General features: G+C 73.8%; 13 protein-coding genes and 3 tRNA genes. 12 read left to right on the top strand and 4 right to left on the bottom strand.

What is annotated here, in order from left to right:
- Positions 1–67 precede the first annotated feature (67 nt).
- From hutH to OIE67_RS11190, 3 genes are all read right to left on the bottom strand, one after another.
- Entirely contained in the window at positions 68–1,618 is a 1,551-nt protein-coding gene (gene hutH, locus OIE67_RS11200) for a histidine ammonia-lyase (RefSeq protein ID WP_326639237.1), read from the bottom strand.
- Positions 1,619–1,634: 16 nt separating this feature from the next.
- Positions 1,635–2,342, bottom strand: coding sequence for an ArsR/SmtB family transcription factor (locus tag OIE67_RS11195; RefSeq protein ID WP_326639235.1), 708 nt, complete (start codon positions 2,340–2,342; stop codon positions 1,635–1,637).
- Positions 2,343–2,437: 95 nt separating this feature from the next.
- On the bottom strand, positions 2,438–2,989 hold the full coding sequence (locus tag OIE67_RS11190; RefSeq protein ID WP_326639234.1) for a hemerythrin domain-containing protein: 552 nt from the start codon (positions 2,987–2,989) through the stop codon (positions 2,438–2,440).
- Between the two features lie 178 nt (positions 2,990–3,167).
- Here OIE67_RS11190 and OIE67_RS11185 point away from each other — a divergent pair, with 178 nt between their 5' ends.
- From OIE67_RS11185 to OIE67_RS11165, 5 genes are all read left to right on the top strand, one after another.
- The gene (locus OIE67_RS11185) at positions 3,168–3,896 is read left to right on the top strand and encodes an SDR family NAD(P)-dependent oxidoreductase (protein ID WP_326639232.1); all 729 of its coding nucleotides are present in this window, start codon (positions 3,168–3,170) and stop codon (positions 3,894–3,896) included.
- Positions 3,897–3,978: 82 nt separating this feature from the next.
- Positions 3,979–4,050, top strand: a tRNA-Gly gene (locus OIE67_RS11180).
- 15 nt (positions 4,051–4,065) lie between these two features.
- Positions 4,066–4,136: transfer RNA gene (locus tag OIE67_RS11175), tRNA-Cys, on the top strand.
- 6 nt (positions 4,137–4,142) lie between these two features.
- Positions 4,143–4,217: transfer RNA gene (locus tag OIE67_RS11170), tRNA-Val, on the top strand.
- Positions 4,218–4,422: 205 nt separating this feature from the next.
- Complete coding sequence (locus tag OIE67_RS11165) at positions 4,423–7,527, top strand: hypothetical protein (protein ID WP_326639229.1); 3,105 nt, start codon at positions 4,423–4,425, stop codon at positions 7,525–7,527.
- Positions 7,528–7,602: 75 nt separating this feature from the next.
- Here the strand turns inward: OIE67_RS11165 and OIE67_RS11160 are convergent, their stop codons facing one another.
- Positions 7,603–7,983 carry a nuclear transport factor 2 family protein gene (locus OIE67_RS11160; protein WP_326639227.1) on the bottom strand — a complete coding sequence of 127 codons (381 nt, stop codon included), beginning with the start codon at positions 7,981–7,983 and terminating at the stop codon, positions 7,603–7,605.
- A gap of 73 nt (positions 7,984–8,056) precedes the next feature.
- Between OIE67_RS11160 and OIE67_RS11155 the strand changes: the two genes are divergently transcribed.
- From OIE67_RS11155 to rodA, 7 genes are all read left to right on the top strand, one after another.
- The gene (locus OIE67_RS11155) at positions 8,057–8,683 is read left to right on the top strand and encodes a TetR/AcrR family transcriptional regulator (RefSeq protein ID WP_326639225.1); all 627 of its coding nucleotides are present in this window, start codon (positions 8,057–8,059) and stop codon (positions 8,681–8,683) included.
- A 58-nt stretch (positions 8,684–8,741) separates the two neighbouring features.
- The gene (locus tag OIE67_RS11150) at positions 8,742–9,173 is read left to right on the top strand and encodes a nuclear transport factor 2 family protein (protein WP_326639223.1); all 432 of its coding nucleotides are present in this window, start codon (positions 8,742–8,744) and stop codon (positions 9,171–9,173) included.
- Positions 9,174–9,365: 192 nt separating this feature from the next.
- Entirely contained in the window at positions 9,366–10,598 is a 1,233-nt protein-coding gene (gene mreB, locus OIE67_RS11145; RefSeq protein WP_326639221.1) for a rod shape-determining protein, read from the top strand.
- Positions 10,595–11,338 carry a rod shape-determining protein MreC gene (gene mreC, locus OIE67_RS11140; protein WP_326639219.1) on the top strand — a complete coding sequence of 248 codons (744 nt, stop codon included), beginning with the start codon at positions 10,595–10,597 and terminating at the stop codon, positions 11,336–11,338. Before mreB ends, mreC begins: the two co-directional genes overlap by 4 nt.
- A gap of 15 nt (positions 11,339–11,353) precedes the next feature.
- On the top strand, positions 11,354–11,803 hold the full coding sequence (locus OIE67_RS11135; RefSeq protein ID WP_326639218.1) for a rod shape-determining protein MreD: 450 nt from the start codon (positions 11,354–11,356) through the stop codon (positions 11,801–11,803).
- Positions 11,796–13,649, top strand: a complete 1,854-nt coding sequence (locus tag OIE67_RS11130) for a penicillin-binding transpeptidase domain-containing protein (RefSeq protein ID WP_326639217.1) — start codon at positions 11,796–11,798, stop codon at positions 13,647–13,649. The genes OIE67_RS11135 and OIE67_RS11130 overlap by 8 nt, the downstream gene beginning before the upstream one ends.
- Complete coding sequence (gene rodA / locus OIE67_RS11125; RefSeq protein ID WP_326639215.1) at positions 13,646–14,782, top strand: rod shape-determining protein RodA; 1,137 nt, start codon at positions 13,646–13,648, stop codon at positions 14,780–14,782. The genes OIE67_RS11130 and rodA overlap by 4 nt, the downstream gene beginning before the upstream one ends.
- The last annotated feature ends 118 nt before the right edge of the window (positions 14,783–14,900 follow it).

Here is a 14,900-nt window from a genome sequence, read left to right as displayed (position 1 = left end):
GGGCGGGCCCGGCAGGCCGGCGGTGCGTCAGGCGAGCGGGCCCTGTGCCGGGACCGGTATGACAGCGTCAGGCGAGCGGGCCCGTGACCGACTCGGCCGCCGCGACGACGCCGCCCTCGGCCACCAGCCGTACGGCGGACTCGATCTCCGGGGCCAGGAACCGGTCGGGGCCCGGCGCGGGCACGGTCTCGCGCAGCGCCCTGACCACGGCCGCCGTCGCGGGCGCGGGCTCCAGCGGGGCGCGCAGGTCGAGGGCGCGGGCGGCGGTGAGCACCTCCACGGCCAGCACCCTGCTCAGCCCGTCCACGGACCTGCGCAGCTTGCGCGCGGCAGACCAGCCCATGGAGACGTGGTCCTCCTGCATGGCCGAACTGGGGATGGAGTCGACGCTGGCGGGCACGGCCAGCCGCTTCAGCTCCGAGACGATGGCCGCCTGGGTGTACTGGGCGATCATGTGGCCGGAGTCGACGCCGGGGTCGTCGGCGAGGAACGCGGGCAGCCCGTGGTTGCGGGCGACGTCCAGGAAGCGGTCCGTGCGGCGTTCCGACATGGAGGCCAGGTCGGCGGCCACGACGGCGAGGAAGTCCAGCACGTACGCGACGGGCGCGCCGTGGAAGTTGCCGTTGGACTCCACCCGCCCGTCGTCCAGCACGGCCGGGTTGTCGACGGCGCTGGCCAGCTCCCAGCCGGCCACGGTGGCGGCGTGCGCGATCGTGTCGCGGGCCGCCCCGGCGACCTGGGGGGCGCAGCGCAGCGAGTACGCGTCCTGGACGCGCGTGCAGTCGCCGGGGTCGCGGTGGCTGGCCATGACGCCCGAGTCGCGCAGGATCCTGGTCATGTTGGCGGCGGAGAGGGCGAGGCCCGGGTGCGGGCGCAGCGCCTGCAGCTCGGGGGCGAACACGCGGTCGGTGCCGAGCAGCGCCTCCACGCTCATCGCGGCGCTCACGTCGGCGGTCCTGACGAGCCTGGTGAGGTCGTCGATGGCGAGGATGAGCATGCCGAGCATGCCGTCCGTGCCGTTGATCAGCGCCAGGCCCTCCTTGGCGGCCAGCTCGACAGGGTCGATCCTGGCCTGCTTGAGCGCCTCGGCCGCGGGCCGCACGTTGCCGGAGGCGTCCCGTACGACGCCCTCGCCCATGAGGGTGAGCGCCACGTGCGCCAGCGGGGCGAGGTCGCCGGAGCAGCCGAGGCTGCCGTACTCGTGCACGATCGGCGTGATGCCCGAGCTGATCAGCGCGGCCAGGGTCCTGGCCGTGGTCGGCCTGATGCCGGTGTGCCCGGTGGCCAGGGTGTGCAGGCGCAGCAGCATGAGCGCGCGCACCACCTCGGTCTCCACCTCGGGGCCGTTGCCGGCCGCGTGCGAGCGCACCAGCGAGCGCTGCAGCTGGGCGCGCAGCGCCGGGTCGATGTGGCGGGTGGCCAGGGCTCCGAACCCGGTCGAGATGCCGTACGCGGGCGTGGGGCTCTCGGCCAGCTCGTCCACCCGCTGGCGGGCCGCCGCGACGGCGGCCACGGCGTCGTCGGTGAGCTGGACGGGGGCCCCGTGGCGGGCCACCCTGATGACGTCGTCGAAGCTCAGTGGCTCAGGACCGACGTTCACGACTCCGTTGTCGCCCATGTTGCGTCTCTCCCACTCAGGTAACCGGCGTACCCGATGTTAGCTCCTTACTTTCGAAGAGCTCCGCCAGCCCCTCCTGACCCGCGTCGGTGAGGGTCACGGCCCTCGGCACGCTGTCGCGCCGGTACCACCCGCGCTCGAACAGGACCTCCGTGATCGCCGCGCCGAGCGCCCCGCCGAGGTGCGCCCTGCGCTCGGTCCAGTCGAGGCACTCGGGTGCGAAGCGCCGCCTGGACCCGCGCGCTCCGGCCACGTCCACGCCCAGCCGCGACAGCAGCCGCTCCCCCGACTCGGTCAGGTCGCCGCCCGCGAGATGGCCGCCCCGCACGAGCCGGTCGAGCAGGCCCACGCCGGCTCTGCCCGCGAGGTGGTCGTAGCACGTACGGGCCTCCTCCAGCCGCCTGGCCTGCCGGGACTGGCGCAGCGAGCGCACCGGGGGGCGGGTGCTGATCCTGGCCAGCACCTCCAGCACCTCGGCCACCTCGTGGCCGGACAGGCGGTAGTAGCGATGACGGCCCTGGCGTACGACGTCCACCAGCCCGCCCTCCAGCAGCCTGGCGAGGTGGGCGCTGGCGGTGGCCGCGCTCACGCCGGCCATCCTGGCCAGCTCCCCCGCCGCCAGGGCGCGCCCGTCGAGCAGGGCCGTCAGGATCGCCGCCCGTGTGGGGTCGGCGATCAGCGCGGCGACGGGCGCGATGTCGGCGTCACGAACGATGTACTCCATGCTCAACACGCTAATACGTGGACATTTCGCTCAGGGTCGAAGGATGTCGTGCTGCTTCGGCCCTGGGCTGCCGTGCTGCTTCGGCTCGGTGGCCGTCAGCGTTTGCCCAGGGCCTTGCGGATCAGGTCACGCGCCCGGTCCATGATCGCGGCGGGCGGGCCCATCAGCAGGTTCCTGGTCAGGGACTCCGCGCCGGGGCGCGGGCGCGACGGCGCCAGCGACTCCGCCGCCCGTACGGCCGCCGCCATGGCCCGGCGCTCCACCACGGAGGTGTGCGCACGCAGCCGGGCGAACTCGTAGCGTTCCTCACTGCGCGCGTGCGCCGTCACGGCGGCACGCAGCTCGGCCAGGCGGTCCCAGAAGCGCGGATCGTCCACGCCGGCCCTGTGCAGAGCGACGAGCATGCGCTTGGTCTTGTTCTCCTCGGTCAGCCGGTCGGCCACGACGCCCTGGCCGTTGTCGAGCTTCCTGCGCGCGTACGGGTGGACGATCTCTTCCTCGGCCGTCTCATGAACGGACATCAGGCGCGTCAGCCGGTCGAACGCCGCACCGACCTTGTCCGCGGGCGCCCGCTCCACCTCGTCGAACAGGTCCCTGATCCGGCCGTGCTGGGCCACCAGCAGGTCGATGACATCGTGTTCAGCCACGTCCGCGCCTTACCCGGTTCGGCTCGGAGGCACGCGCGGGCATACCGAACCCAGTCCCCCGGGACACCTAACGCGGAGCCACCCCGTACGGACCCCGCCCCCGGAGCCCTGACCCGCCGACCTCGCCTGCGGACCTGCGCTTCGGCCGGCGACCCGTCACTGGCTACAGTCGGGTCTTATGACGTCGAACGTCGCGCTCGTGACCGGCGCCTCGCGTGGCCTCGGGACCGTGATCGCCCGCAGGCTGGCCGCGGACGGCTTCGCCGTCGCCGTCAACTACTCCAGGGACCGGGACGGCGCCGAGCGGGTGGCCGGCGAGATCCGCGCCGCGGGCGGCACCGCCGAGACGTTCGCCGCCGACGTCACGGACGAGTCCTCCGTGGCCGGCCTGGTCGCGGCCGTCGCCGGGCGGCTGGGCCCCGTGATGGTCCTGGTGGCCAACGCGACCGGCCCGCAGCCGTCCGTCCCGGTCACGGACCTCACCTGGCAGGACCACCTCGACCAGCTCACCTTCTTCGTCAAGAGCCCGACGCTGCTGGTCCAGGCGGTACTGCCCGGCATGAAGGAGCGCGGCGGCGGGCGCGTCATCCAGATCGGCTCCGACATCGTGAACCGCAAGCTGCCCGGCATGTCCGCCTACACCGCCGCCAAGGCCGCCCAGCACGCGATCACCGAGGTGTGGGCCAAGGAGCTGGGCCCGTACGGGATCACGGTCAACGTGGTCGCGCCCGGCTGGATCCCGGTCGAGCGGCACGCGGGGCTGGACGAGAGCGACTACGTCGCCGAGGTGCCGCTGGGCCGGATGGGCACGCCGGAGGACGTGGCCGCGGCGGTGGCGTACCTCGCCTCGGAGGACGGCGCGTTCGTCACCGGACAGCGCATCACCGTAAACGGCGGGCACACGTGACCTGGGCGCGCGTATTCCAGTTTGGGGACTGGGCCAGTTTTCGCTAGAGTTCTCTCGTCGCCCCGCGCGAAACGGGGCGAAGGCGGAAGTGGCTCAGTGGTAGAGCATCACCTTGCCAAGGTGAGGGTCGCGGGTTCGAATCCCGTCTTCCGCTCGGAGCTTCCGGCTCGGTGGCGTGGCCGAGAGGCGAGGCAGCGGCCTGCAAAGCCGTCCACACGGGTTCAAATCCCGTCGCCACCTCTGCAAGGACGATTAGCTCAGCGGGAGAGCGCTTCCCTGACACGGAAGAGGTCACTGGTTCAATCCCAGTATCGTCCACCATCTTTCAGAGCCCCGGCCGATGAGCCGGGGCTCTGTCATTTCCTCCCTTTTCTCGTGGCTTCTCTGGATTCCGCCTTCGGCCTGGGTCCGGCTTTCTCCCGGTGCTCTCGGCGCGGGCTCGGCGATAGGCGGAGGCGCTCACTTCGTAGCCACTTCCCGGTCACCGGCGTGCGCACCCGGCTCCGTGGCGGGCACATGACGGGGCGTGGCGAAGACGACCCGCACCTTCCTGCTCGCCGCCGCGGGCATCGCGCTCGGTGTCTGCGGCCTGTGCGCGCTGCCGCCCGTCGGCGGCTTCCTGCTCGGGCGGGCCGTGGCGTCCGTACTGGTCTTCCCCGGGCTGGGACAGGGGCTCGCGGCGGGCACGGCGGTGACCTTGGTGGTGTACGCGGTGCTGCTGACCTGCGGGGCGTACCTCGCCTTCCGGTGGTCGGGGTTCGGTGCGTCGCGGATCGGGCTGCTCGTGTGCTGGGGGCTGGCGGGCGGGCCCGCCGGGGTGCTGGCGGTGCTGCTGTGGACGCGGGGGCACGGCGTACCGTTCGACGGGTACGCCCGGTACGCGGCCTCGTGGGGGATGGCGACCGCCCTGCTGGCCGCGCTGCTCACGATGGCCGCCACCCGCCTCCTTCCCGCCCCGGCCGGCGACGGCCCGTCCGTTCCCGAGGACGAGCAGGACCCGGCGTCCGCCGAGAACACCACCACCCGTAAAGGGACACCCGGCAAGGAGACGCCCGCCACCCCGCGCAGGGCCACACCGGCCAAAAAGACGCCTGCCACCGGCCGTAAGGCGACTCCCGCCAAGGAACCGTCGGCCTCGGGCCGCAAAGCGACACCGGCCACCGGCCGCAAGGGAGCAGCGGCCAAAGGCTCGTCGGCCACCGGCCGCAAGAGGGCGCCCCGGGTCCGGGAGCGGTCCTCCGGGTCCGCGCGGCGGCTGGCCTTTCACCCTCGCTCCTGGGTGCTGCCGTGTCTGGTGGCCGGGTGGGCGGTGGTGTGGAGCGTGCTGGTGCGTGACCGGCAGCCCCTGATGGCCTGGCTGCCGCTGTCCCTGAGCTACTTCACCCAGGTGGCGGTGGTCCTGGCGAGCATCGCGGCCGGGTACGTGGAGGGCACGCTGCGGCGCCGCTTACCCGTGGAGGGGCGTCCTGGGCGGGCGTTCGTGCTGGCGTGGATCTCGGCGTCGGTGGCGCCCGTCGTGTACGCGGCCGTCGTCGCCATCGACCTCGGCATGCGGGAACGGCTGCTGGCCGCGCCGCTGAACCCGGCCTGGATCGCCGAGTACGCCGCCGATCTGGGCGCGGTGCTGGTGGCCGAGCCCGTCCAGGTGGCCCTGCCGCCGCTGGTGCTGGCGCTGGCCGCGGCCGGCGTGCAGGCGGTGCCGCCGCTGCGGCGGGCGCCGGCGGGCGAGCCGGATCCGGTGCGCACGGACCGGCGGTGGGCGCTGCTGGTGGCGGGGGCCGCGCTCGCGCTGACGTACTTCTGCCTGGCCGTCACGTCCCGCTTCCCGGTGCTGACGCGGCGCACGTTCGACGCCGAGACGCCCGCGATGGTGCGGGCGCTCGCACTGCTCTCCCCGCCGGATCCGGTGCTGGGCGCGACAGCGGTGGTGTGGTCGTGGGCGACGACGGCGGTGTTCGCGGTGGCGACGGCCGGGCTGGTCTACGTCGCGGTACGGGGCCAGCTCGTGCGGCTGTTTCCCGCCTCCTCCTACGTGGTGCTGGTGGGGGCACTGGCGCTGGCCACCGCACTGGCCTGGACCGTGGGCGGCGTGATCGGCCGGGCCGTGACCGGGGAGGAGCCGGTGGGGATCTCCCCCGCGGCACAGGCGACGGAGTTCGCCGCGTTCGTCGTGCCGGTGTTCGCGGCGCTGCTGTTCATCGTGCACTCACAGGTCGGGGTGTCGAGGTTCGCCAAGATCGTTGACCTGGAGAACGAGCAGACCTGGGAACAGGCGACCGAACGCTACCGGGCGTGGCGGGATCGGACGCGCGACCACGTGCCTTCCCGGCGTGAGCGCGGGGTGATCGCGGGCATGGCGACTGCGGGCGCACTGGTGCCCCTGGTGCTGGCCGGCGCGCTGATGCCGTCGGTATCCCTGATGGGGGCTGGCTCGGCGCACAGGCTCAGCACGGGCACGACACTCAGCGCAGGCAGCGAGGTCAGCACGGCCGGCGGGCTCGGCGCAGCCGGCGGGCTGGGCTTTCCGGTGCCGTCGTTGGTGGGGCCGGTGGCCGACGCTCTGACGTGCGCGGCCTACCTGGTGCTGCTCGCGGGGCTGGTCTTCGTGTCGCTGATGAGGGTGAACCTGCGGGAGCGGCGGTGGGCGGTCTGGGCGGCCGTGTGGGGCGCGTCCGTGGTCGCGGGCATGGCGGCGGGGTTGGCCACTCCGGCTGGGCTGCTGCTGGGGCTGGTGGCGGGGCTGTTCGCGGTCGCGGGGGTGGTGGCGGGGCCGCTCCTCGTGGGGCGGCGCAGGGTGCTGGTGGTTGCGGGCGCGGTGCTGCTGCTGGTGACGGCGGTGCCGCTGGTACGGAGGGCCCCGGCCGGTGTACCGCTCACGATCACGACGGCGACGTGGCGGACGCGGGCGCCGGGGCTCACGGTCGAGATCTCCTACCCGGTGGTCGCGGGCGGACCCGACGCTGCTCGGGTCGGTGCGGCCCTGGTGGCGCCGCTACGCGCGCACGTCGAGGAGTTGCTGCGGCGGCACCGGGAGGACCCCTCACGCGATCCCGCCCCAGCGACCAGCCCGGGAACCAGTGGGACAACCGACCCCAGGACTGGCCCCACCCCCGCTCCGGCAACCGGCCAAGCGGCCGGTCCAAAGGCTGGCCCGACAACCGGCACGACGGCCGACCCTACAAACGACCCCTGGACTGGCCTCACAATCGGCACGACGCCCGGCACGACGCCCGGTCCGACGCCCGGTCCGACGACTGGACTCGTGACCGGTGGTTACACGGTGGTGCGCAACGATGCCGGGGTCGTTTCCGTGCGTTATGCGTTGTCCGGTGAGGTGGGCCGGGCCGTCACCTACGGGCGGGCCGAGGGGCGGGTGCTGGAGGTGCGTGATCTGTTCGTCCCCGCCGCCTTCACCCCCGCCGGACGGCGGCAACTGGCCGGCGCGCTGCGGCCGCTGATGCCCAAGGGGCACGTGCCCAGGACCGTGAGCCTGGACAGCGACCGGCTGCTGGTCAACCTGGCCCCAGGAGCCGTGGAGTTCGCGTTCGGCCGCGACTACTTCTGTGCCCCCTGCGCCCCGGTCACGGTCCGGGTCCCGGACGCGCGGCTGACCGGCCTCAGACGCGGCTGACGAGCAGCAGGCTCAGCGACGCGTCCGGACGCCCAGGTGGCCGACCTCAGGTGCGGGTCGCGGGCCGGGTCGCCGTTAGAACATTCCGTTCGGGTTCAGGGCTTCCGCAGGGATCTCCTGCATGACGTCCCAGTGCTCGATCAGCTTGCCGTCCTCGAGCCGGAAGATGTCCATGATCGCCGTGCCCCGCTGCCCGGGCTCGCGGACCGCGTACACGTGCCCGACGACGTAATCGTCCTCGGCGAGCAGGCGTCTGACTTCGAGCCTGAGCGCCGGGAAGGTCTCCTTGAGGTGGCGCAGGCGCGCCTGGAGGCCGTCGGGGCCGTCGGCGATCTGCGGGTTGTGCTGGGTGTAGTTGTCGCCGACGAGCTCGGCGACGGTGTCGAAGTCCTTTTCGTTGAAGGCGGCCTCGTAGAAGTCGAGGACGGTCTGCTTGTTCGACGCGACGGTGGGCATGCGAGAGCTCCTATGACTGAACGACTGTAGCGCTACGACTGTAGCGCTACGAGTGTCGGGATACAATGCGGGCATGAGCACCACTGCGTCGAGCGACCGCCAGGCGCGCGGGCGCAACCGGAGAGGCCAGGGCGAGCGGCTGCGGGAGGACATCGTCGAGGCGGCCACCCGGCTGCTCGACGAGCTCGGCGACGACGAGGCCCTGTCGATGCGCGCCGTGGCCCGCGCCGTCGGCAGCGCCGCGACCTCGGTCTACCTGCACTTCGCCGACCGCGACGCCCTCGTGCTCGCCGTGCTCGACCGCTGTCACGAGGAGCTGACCCGAGCCGTCGACGACGCCGAGGCCGCCTCGGACGACCCGGTGGCCCGGCTCCGCGCCCGCACCCTGGTGCTGGGCGCCTGGGCGCACCGGCATCCCGGCCTGTACAAGGTGCTGCACGAGAGCGCGCTCAACGAGCGGGCCGAGATGCCGTTCAAGCGGCGCCTGGCCGAGCGCACCACCGCCGCCGTCCAGCGCTGCATGGACGCCGGCCGCGCCCCCGCCGACGACGCCGCCACCGTCGCGCTCGACCTGCGCGCGGCCGTACACGGAGCCGTCTCGATGCGCCTGCACCAGCCCGACCACCCGTGGCCGCCGCTGGAGGAGCAGGTCGAACGCTTCCTCGTCAAGCTCGTCGGGATCCGCCCGCCGGCTCCGTGATCCCCCATGAGAGCCCGGCGATCTGGTCATCCGGCCCGCCGGGCGCGACGATCAGCTCATGAAGACTCAGGAGATCGCCGACCGATTAGAGATCACCGGCCTGCTGGCCCGCTACACCTTCGCGATCGACTCCGGCCAGTGGGACCTGCTCGACGAGGTGTTCACGCCGGACGCGTCGATCGACTACAGCTCGTCAGGGGGCATCAAGGGCACGCGGGACGAGGTCAAGGTCTGGCTGGCCGAGGTGCTGGCGCACTGGCCGGCCCGCCTGCACCTGATCGGCGCGGCGCGGATCGACTTCCTGGACGGCGAGGCCCGGGTGAGCGCCCCGTTCACCGACACCCTGGCCCCGACGCGCGAGCTGGTCGCCGCCCGCACCGAGGGCTTCCTGCACGGCGGCGGCTACTACCACCACCGCCTGCGCCGCACCGACAGCGGCTGGCGCAGTGTCGAGCTGGTGGAGGAGCAGAGCTGGCGCACCGCCCGGTGAGCGATAGCCCATCCCGTCATCGGGGAGGTGCCGCGCGCCGCCGTACGGACCGGCGCGCGCATCTGCCCGACCCCGGATGACCTGCGCAAACGACAACAGGTACAGATTTATCGCGTTTGTGGGCAGATCGGCGAGGGCAGCGCCACAGCGGGTAGTGTCCCCCTGCCCTTCCCGGTCGAAAGGCTGTGCGGTATGGCGTTCGCATGGGCTCTTCTCGGTCATGACATAGCGGTCGATCTCGGCACGGCCAACACGCTCGTGTACGTCCGCAGGAAGGGCATCGTGCTGAACGAGCCCTCCGTCATCGCGATCAACCTGCACAAGAACACCGTCGTCGCGGTCGGCAGGCCGGCCAAGCGCATGATGGGCCGCACTCCCCCGCACATCGCCACGATCAGGCCGCTCAAGGACGGCGTGATCGCGGACCTCGACGCGGCGGAGCGGATGCTGCGCATGTTCATCCAGAAGGCGCATCCCAGCAGGTTCCTCGCCAAGCCCCGCATCGTGGTGGCGGTCCCGAGCGGCACCACCTCGATCGAGCAGCGGGCGGTCAAGGAGGCCGCGTACGAGGCGGGCGCGCGGCGGGTGCACATCATCGAGGAGCCGATGGCGGCGGCGATCGGCGCCGGGCTGAAGGTCGGCGAGGCCACCGGCAACATGGTCGTCGACATCGGCGGCGGCACCACGGAGGTGGCCATCGTCTCGATGAGCGGCGTCGTGGTGGCCAAGTCGCTGCGGGTGGGCGGCGACGAGCTGGACGAGGCGATCATCACCCACATCAAGAAGGAGCACGCGCTGCTGCTCGGCGACCGCACCGCGGAGCGGCTGAAGATCGACCTCGGCATGGCCAGGCCGGCGCCCGTGACGGCCCGCGACGCCGATCCCGAGCCGAAGGGCCGGCACCGGGTGGGGGTCTGCGAGCTGCCGGTGGACGGCCCGCCGGTCGAGGCTCCGGACGAGGAGGCCCCCGAGCCGCCCGCGCCGCGCGGCTGGAACCCGTTCCGGTCCCGTCCGAAGCCGGAGAGCGCCGCCCAGACCGCCGCGCCGCGGTCGCTGGAGCCGCGCGCCTCCGCCCCCGTACGCGGGCGCGACCTCGTCAGCGGCCTGCCGAAGACCGCGACCATCACCGCCGAGCAGATCAGCGAGGCCATCGAGGACGAGGTCCAGGCCATCATCGACGCGGTGCAGACGACGCTCGACCAGTGCCCGGCGGAGCTGGCCGGCGACCTGCTGGACAACGGCATCGTGCTGACCGGCGGCGGCGCCCTGTTACGGGGCCTGGCCGAGCGCATGGGCGAGGCCACCGGCATGCCGATCCGGGTGGTGGACAAGCCGCTGTACTCGGTCGCGCTGGGCGCGGGCCGCTGCGTCGAGCGGTTCCAGGCCATGCGTGACGTGCTGCTGCCCGACTGGTCACGCCGGTGAGGCGGACGTTCGTCCTGCTCCTGCTCGGCACCGCGGTCCTGCTGGTCGTGACCGACCGCTGGCTCCTGCCGCTGACGTCGCTGCGGGCGGCGGGCGCGGCCGTGTACGGCGCCGCGGAGAGCGCGGCCGGCACGGTGACCAGGTCGTTCGGCGGGGACGGGCGGCTGCGTGAGCTGGAGCGGGAGAACGCCGCGCTGCGCGCCGAGCTGCTGTCCACAGGCGCCCGTTCGGTGAGCGCTCCGCCGCGCGGCGTCTCCGTGTCGCGTGGGGTGGCCGCGTACGTGGTGGGGTTCGGGCGGGGGCAGCGGGTGACCGTCGACGCCGGATCGGGCTCGGGGGTCGTGCGCGACGTGACCGTGCTGAACGCCGACGGCCTGGTCGGCAAGGTCACCTGGGCCGGCGCCGGCACCGCCTCGGTCTCCCTGATCACCGACGCCGCCTCCTCCGTGGGGGTGCGGATGGCCGGGTCGGGTGAGCTGGGGGTGGTGACGGGGCTGCCGGGCGAGGGGCTGCTGCGGCTCAGCCTGTTCGATCCGGACGCGCCGCTGCGGGCCGGCGACCAGGTGGAGACGCTGGGCTCGGCGGGCGGGCGGCCGTACGTGGCCGGGGTGCCCGTGGGCGCGGTCACCACGATCGAACGGGTGCCGGGCGCGGCCACCCGCACGGCGCTCGTACGCCCCGCCGCCCGGCTCTCCGCGCTGGGCCTCGTCACGGTCCTCGTGCCGGAACCGGAGCGGTGAGCCGTGGGGCTGGTGATGTTGGTGCTGGCGGCGCCGTTGTTGCAGGTGCTGCTGGTCAATCGGTCGCCGTGGGGTGGGCCCGATCTGGTGGCGCTGGCGGTGGTGTGGCTGGCGGTGGCCCGGGGGCCGGTCTGGGGGTGCGCGGCGGGGCTGGTCGCCGGGCTGGCCGCCGACGTGACGCCGCCCGCCGACGGCACGGTGGGGCGCGCGGCGCTGGCGCTGTCGGTCACCGGGCTGCTGGTGGGGTGGTGGCGCGGGAGCAGGCCGCTGGTGGCGGCGGGGGCGGGGGCTCTGCTGGGGCCGCTGCTGCAGAGCGCCGCCGCGGTGGCGCTCGGGGACGAGCCGTGGCGGGCGGCGGTGGCGGGGCTGCCGCTGACACTGGCCTGGACGGTGGGTCTCGGCGTCGCCGTCGGTGCGGTGCTCGCGCGACGACATCCGGCCGAGACGGTGATGCGGCGTGTCTAGGGCGCGGTTGTTCGTGTTGCGGCTGGCCGTCGCGGCGATGGTGGTCACGCTGCTCGGACGGCTGTGGTTCCTGCAGGTGGTCAACGGGGAGCGGTACGTGCAGGCGGCGGCCGACGTGCGGATCAGGAGCGTGACGCTGCCGGCCGTCAGGGGGCCGATCCTCGACGTGGCCGGGCGGCCGCTGGTGACCAACAGGACCAGGCCGGTGGTCACGGTGGACGCGGTGGAGCTGGCCCACCAGCCGGACGGCGGGCGGGAGGTGCTGACCCGGCTGGGTAAGGCGCTGGGACGGTCGTACCGGCAGATCGCGGAGAAGGTGCGCTCATGCGGGCCCTCGGTGCCGCGCCCGTGCTGGCCGGGCTCGCCGTACGAGCCGATCCCCGTCGCCGAGGCCCTGAGCGTGCCGGCGGCGCTGCAGATCAGCGAGCGTCAGCAGGACTTCCCCGGCGTGCGCACGGAGCTGCGCCCGGTCAGGGCGCACCCGGCCGGCGCCTCGGCCGCCCACACCCTCGGCTACGTCCAGGGCGTGGAGGGCCGCGACGGGCTCGAAGGCGTCTACGACCGGGAGCTGGCCGGGCGGGCCGGGCGCAGGGACGTGGCCGTGGACAACACCGGCCGGGTCACGCGGACGGTCACGGAGGTGCCGCCCGTTCCCGGGAACGCGCTCGTGACCAGCATCGACTCCCGCATCCAGGCCATCGCCGAGCGGGCCCTCGGCCGGGGGCTGCGGGCCACGGGCGGCACGTCGGGCGCGGCCGTGGTGCTGGAGTCGGGGACGGGCCGGGTGGTCGCGCTGGCCGGGCGGCCCTCGTACGACCCGGGCGTGTGGACCGACGGCGTGACGGCCGCCGAGTACCGGGCGCTGCCGCTGCTGTCGCAGGCTGTGCAGGGCGAGTGGGCGCCCGGTTCGACGTGGAAGGTGGCCTCGGTGGCGGCGGCCGCGTCCGCCGGGTACGCGCTGGGCGCCACCTACGACTGCCCGGCCGGTTACCCGATCGGCGGCCGTACCTTCGGCAACTTCGGCGACGCCGACCTGGGCCGGATGACCATGCACGGCGCGCTGGTGCGGTCGTGCGACACGATCTTCTACCGGCTGGCCGACCAGCTGTGGCAGCGCCGCTCGAACGTGCCGCAGGAGACCGCCCGCGGGTTCGGCTTCGGCGCGCCGACCGGCGTGGACCTGCCAGGCGAGGCGGCGGGCGCGGTGCCGGACGCGAGGTCGAAGAAGGCGCACTGGCGGGCCACCCGCGCGGAGAGCTGCCGCCGGGCCGTCAAGGGCTACCCGGAGCTGGCCGACCGGGCGCGGGCGGCCTACCTGACCACCATCGCCGGGGAGAACTGCCGGGGCGGCGGCGTGTGGCGGGGCGGCGACGCGGCCAACTTCTCGATCGGGCAGGGCGGGGTGCTGGTCACGCCGTTGCAGCTGGCGCGGGCGTACGCGGCCGTGGCCAACGGCGGCACCCTGCACAGCCCGCGCGTCGGCCTGCGCGTCGTGCGCCCCGACGGCTCGACGGCGCGGGCGATCACGCCGCCGGTGGCGGGGCGGCTGCCCGCCTCCCCTGAGACGCTGCGCTTCATCCGGCAGGCCCTTGCCCAGGTGCCCAGAGAAGGCACGGCGGCAGGCGCCTTCAAGGGGTTCCCGTTCGGGAAGATCGCCGTGGCGGGGAAGACGGGGACGGCGGAGTCGTTCGGGCACCGGGACACCTCCTGGTTCGCCTCGTTCGCGCCCGACCCCGCGTACACGGTGGTCGTCGTGCTGTCGCAGGGCGGCAGGGGCGCGGAGGGCGCCGCCCCGGCCGCCCGCGAGGTCTGGGAGGGCATCCTCGGGCTGAGGGAGCGGCGATGATCACGATGTCCGGCAGGCGGCCGCTGGTGTGGGCGCCGTCGCTCGGCCCGCCCGACCGGGTGCTGACGCTGCTGGCGCTGGCCCTGTCCGGGACCGGGCTGCTGCTGGTGTGGTCGGCCACCCGGATGGAGGGCGACCACGGGCTGCTGGTGCGGCAGGCGGTGTCCGCCGGGGCCGGGCTGGTGCTGATGTGGCTGGTCTCGCGGGTGGACCTGCGGGTGCTGCGGGCGTACGTGCCTCTCGCGTACGTGCTGGCGCTGCTGTCGCTGGCCGGGGTGCTGAGCCCGCTGGGGGTGCGGGTCAACGGGGCCCACTCGTGGATCGTGCTGGCGCCGGGGGTGCAGTTCCAGCCGTCGGAGTTCGCCAAGGTGGCGCTGGCGCTGGCGTTCGCGGTGCCCCTGGGTGAGCTGCTGGACGGGCGGCGGCGGCCGGGGTTCGGCGGGGTGCTGCTGGCGCTGGTGCTGGCCGCGGTGCCCATCGCCCTGATCGGGTTGCAGCCGGACCTGGGCACGATGGTGGTGTTCGCGGCCATGGTGGCGGGGGCGCTGCTGGTGTCGGGGGCGCCCAAGCGGTGGCTGCTGGTGCTCGTCCTGGGGGCGGCGGGCGCGGGGGTGGCGGCGTGGCGGCTCGGGCTGGTGCGGCCGTACCAGGTGCAGCGGCTGCTCGTGCTGGCCGACCCCGGGGCCGATCCGGGCGGCGTCGGGTACAACGCGGCCCAGGCGCGCATCGCGATCGGCTCCGGCGGCCTGTACGGCAAGGGGCTGTTCAACGGCGAGCAGACGGCCGGGCATTTCGTGCCCGAGCAGCACACCGACTTCATCTTCACCGTGGCCGGCGAGGAGCTCGGCTTCGCCGGCGCGGCGCTGATCGTGCTGGCCGTGTTCGCGCTGCTGTGGCGGGGGTTGTCGATCGCGCGGCGCAGCGCGTCGCCGTACGGGACCGTGCTGGCGGGGGCGCTGGTGTCGTGGCTGGCCTGCCAGACGTTCATGAATGTGGGCATGACCCTGGGGCTCGTGCCGGTCGTGGGCGTGCCGCTGCCGTTCGTCTCCTACGGCGGCTCGGCCACGGTCGCGGGGCTGCTGGCCGTCGGGCTGCTACAGGCGGTGCACAGGACCAAGGCCATGCAGCCGTAGCAGGTTCTCACCGAGGATCTTGCGTTTGGCCTGGTCGGTGAGCTGGCGGCACGGGTCGTAGACCCCGGGCAGCGCCTGACCGGCCCACCGTGGTATCTCCGGCATGACCTCATCGTCG

The sequence above is a fragment of the Nonomuraea fuscirosea genome, from assembly GCF_035917475.1.
Taxonomy (GTDB): domain Bacteria; phylum Actinomycetota; class Actinomycetes; order Streptosporangiales; family Streptosporangiaceae; genus Nonomuraea; species Nonomuraea fuscirosea.
This window is presented reverse-complemented; position numbering and strand designations above follow the sequence as displayed.

Excerpts from the sequence above, each read along its gene's own strand:
- hutH (WP_326639237.1), bottom strand. The coding sequence starts at position 1,618 with ATGGGCGACAACGGAGTCGTGAACGTCGGTCCTGAGCCACTGAGCTTC.
- OIE67_RS11195 (WP_326639235.1), bottom strand. The coding sequence starts at position 2,342 with ATGGAGTACATCGTTCGTGACGCCGACATCGCGCCCGTCGCCGCGCTG.
- OIE67_RS11185 (WP_326639232.1), top strand. The coding sequence starts at position 3,168 with ATGACGTCGAACGTCGCGCTCGTGACCGGCGCCTCGCGTGGCCTCGGG.
- OIE67_RS11160 (WP_326639227.1), bottom strand. The coding sequence starts at position 7,983 with ATGCCCACCGTCGCGTCGAACAAGCAGACCGTCCTCGACTTCTACGAG.
- OIE67_RS11155 (WP_326639225.1), top strand. The coding sequence starts at position 8,057 with ATGAGCACCACTGCGTCGAGCGACCGCCAGGCGCGCGGGCGCAACCGG.
- OIE67_RS11150 (WP_326639223.1), top strand. The coding sequence starts at position 8,742 with ATGAAGACTCAGGAGATCGCCGACCGATTAGAGATCACCGGCCTGCTG.
- mreB (WP_326639221.1), top strand. The coding sequence starts at position 9,366 with ATGGCGTTCGCATGGGCTCTTCTCGGTCATGACATAGCGGTCGATCTC.
- OIE67_RS11135 (WP_326639218.1), top strand. The coding sequence starts at position 11,354 with ATGTTGGTGCTGGCGGCGCCGTTGTTGCAGGTGCTGCTGGTCAATCGG.
- rodA (WP_326639215.1), top strand. The coding sequence starts at position 13,646 with ATGATCACGATGTCCGGCAGGCGGCCGCTGGTGTGGGCGCCGTCGCTC.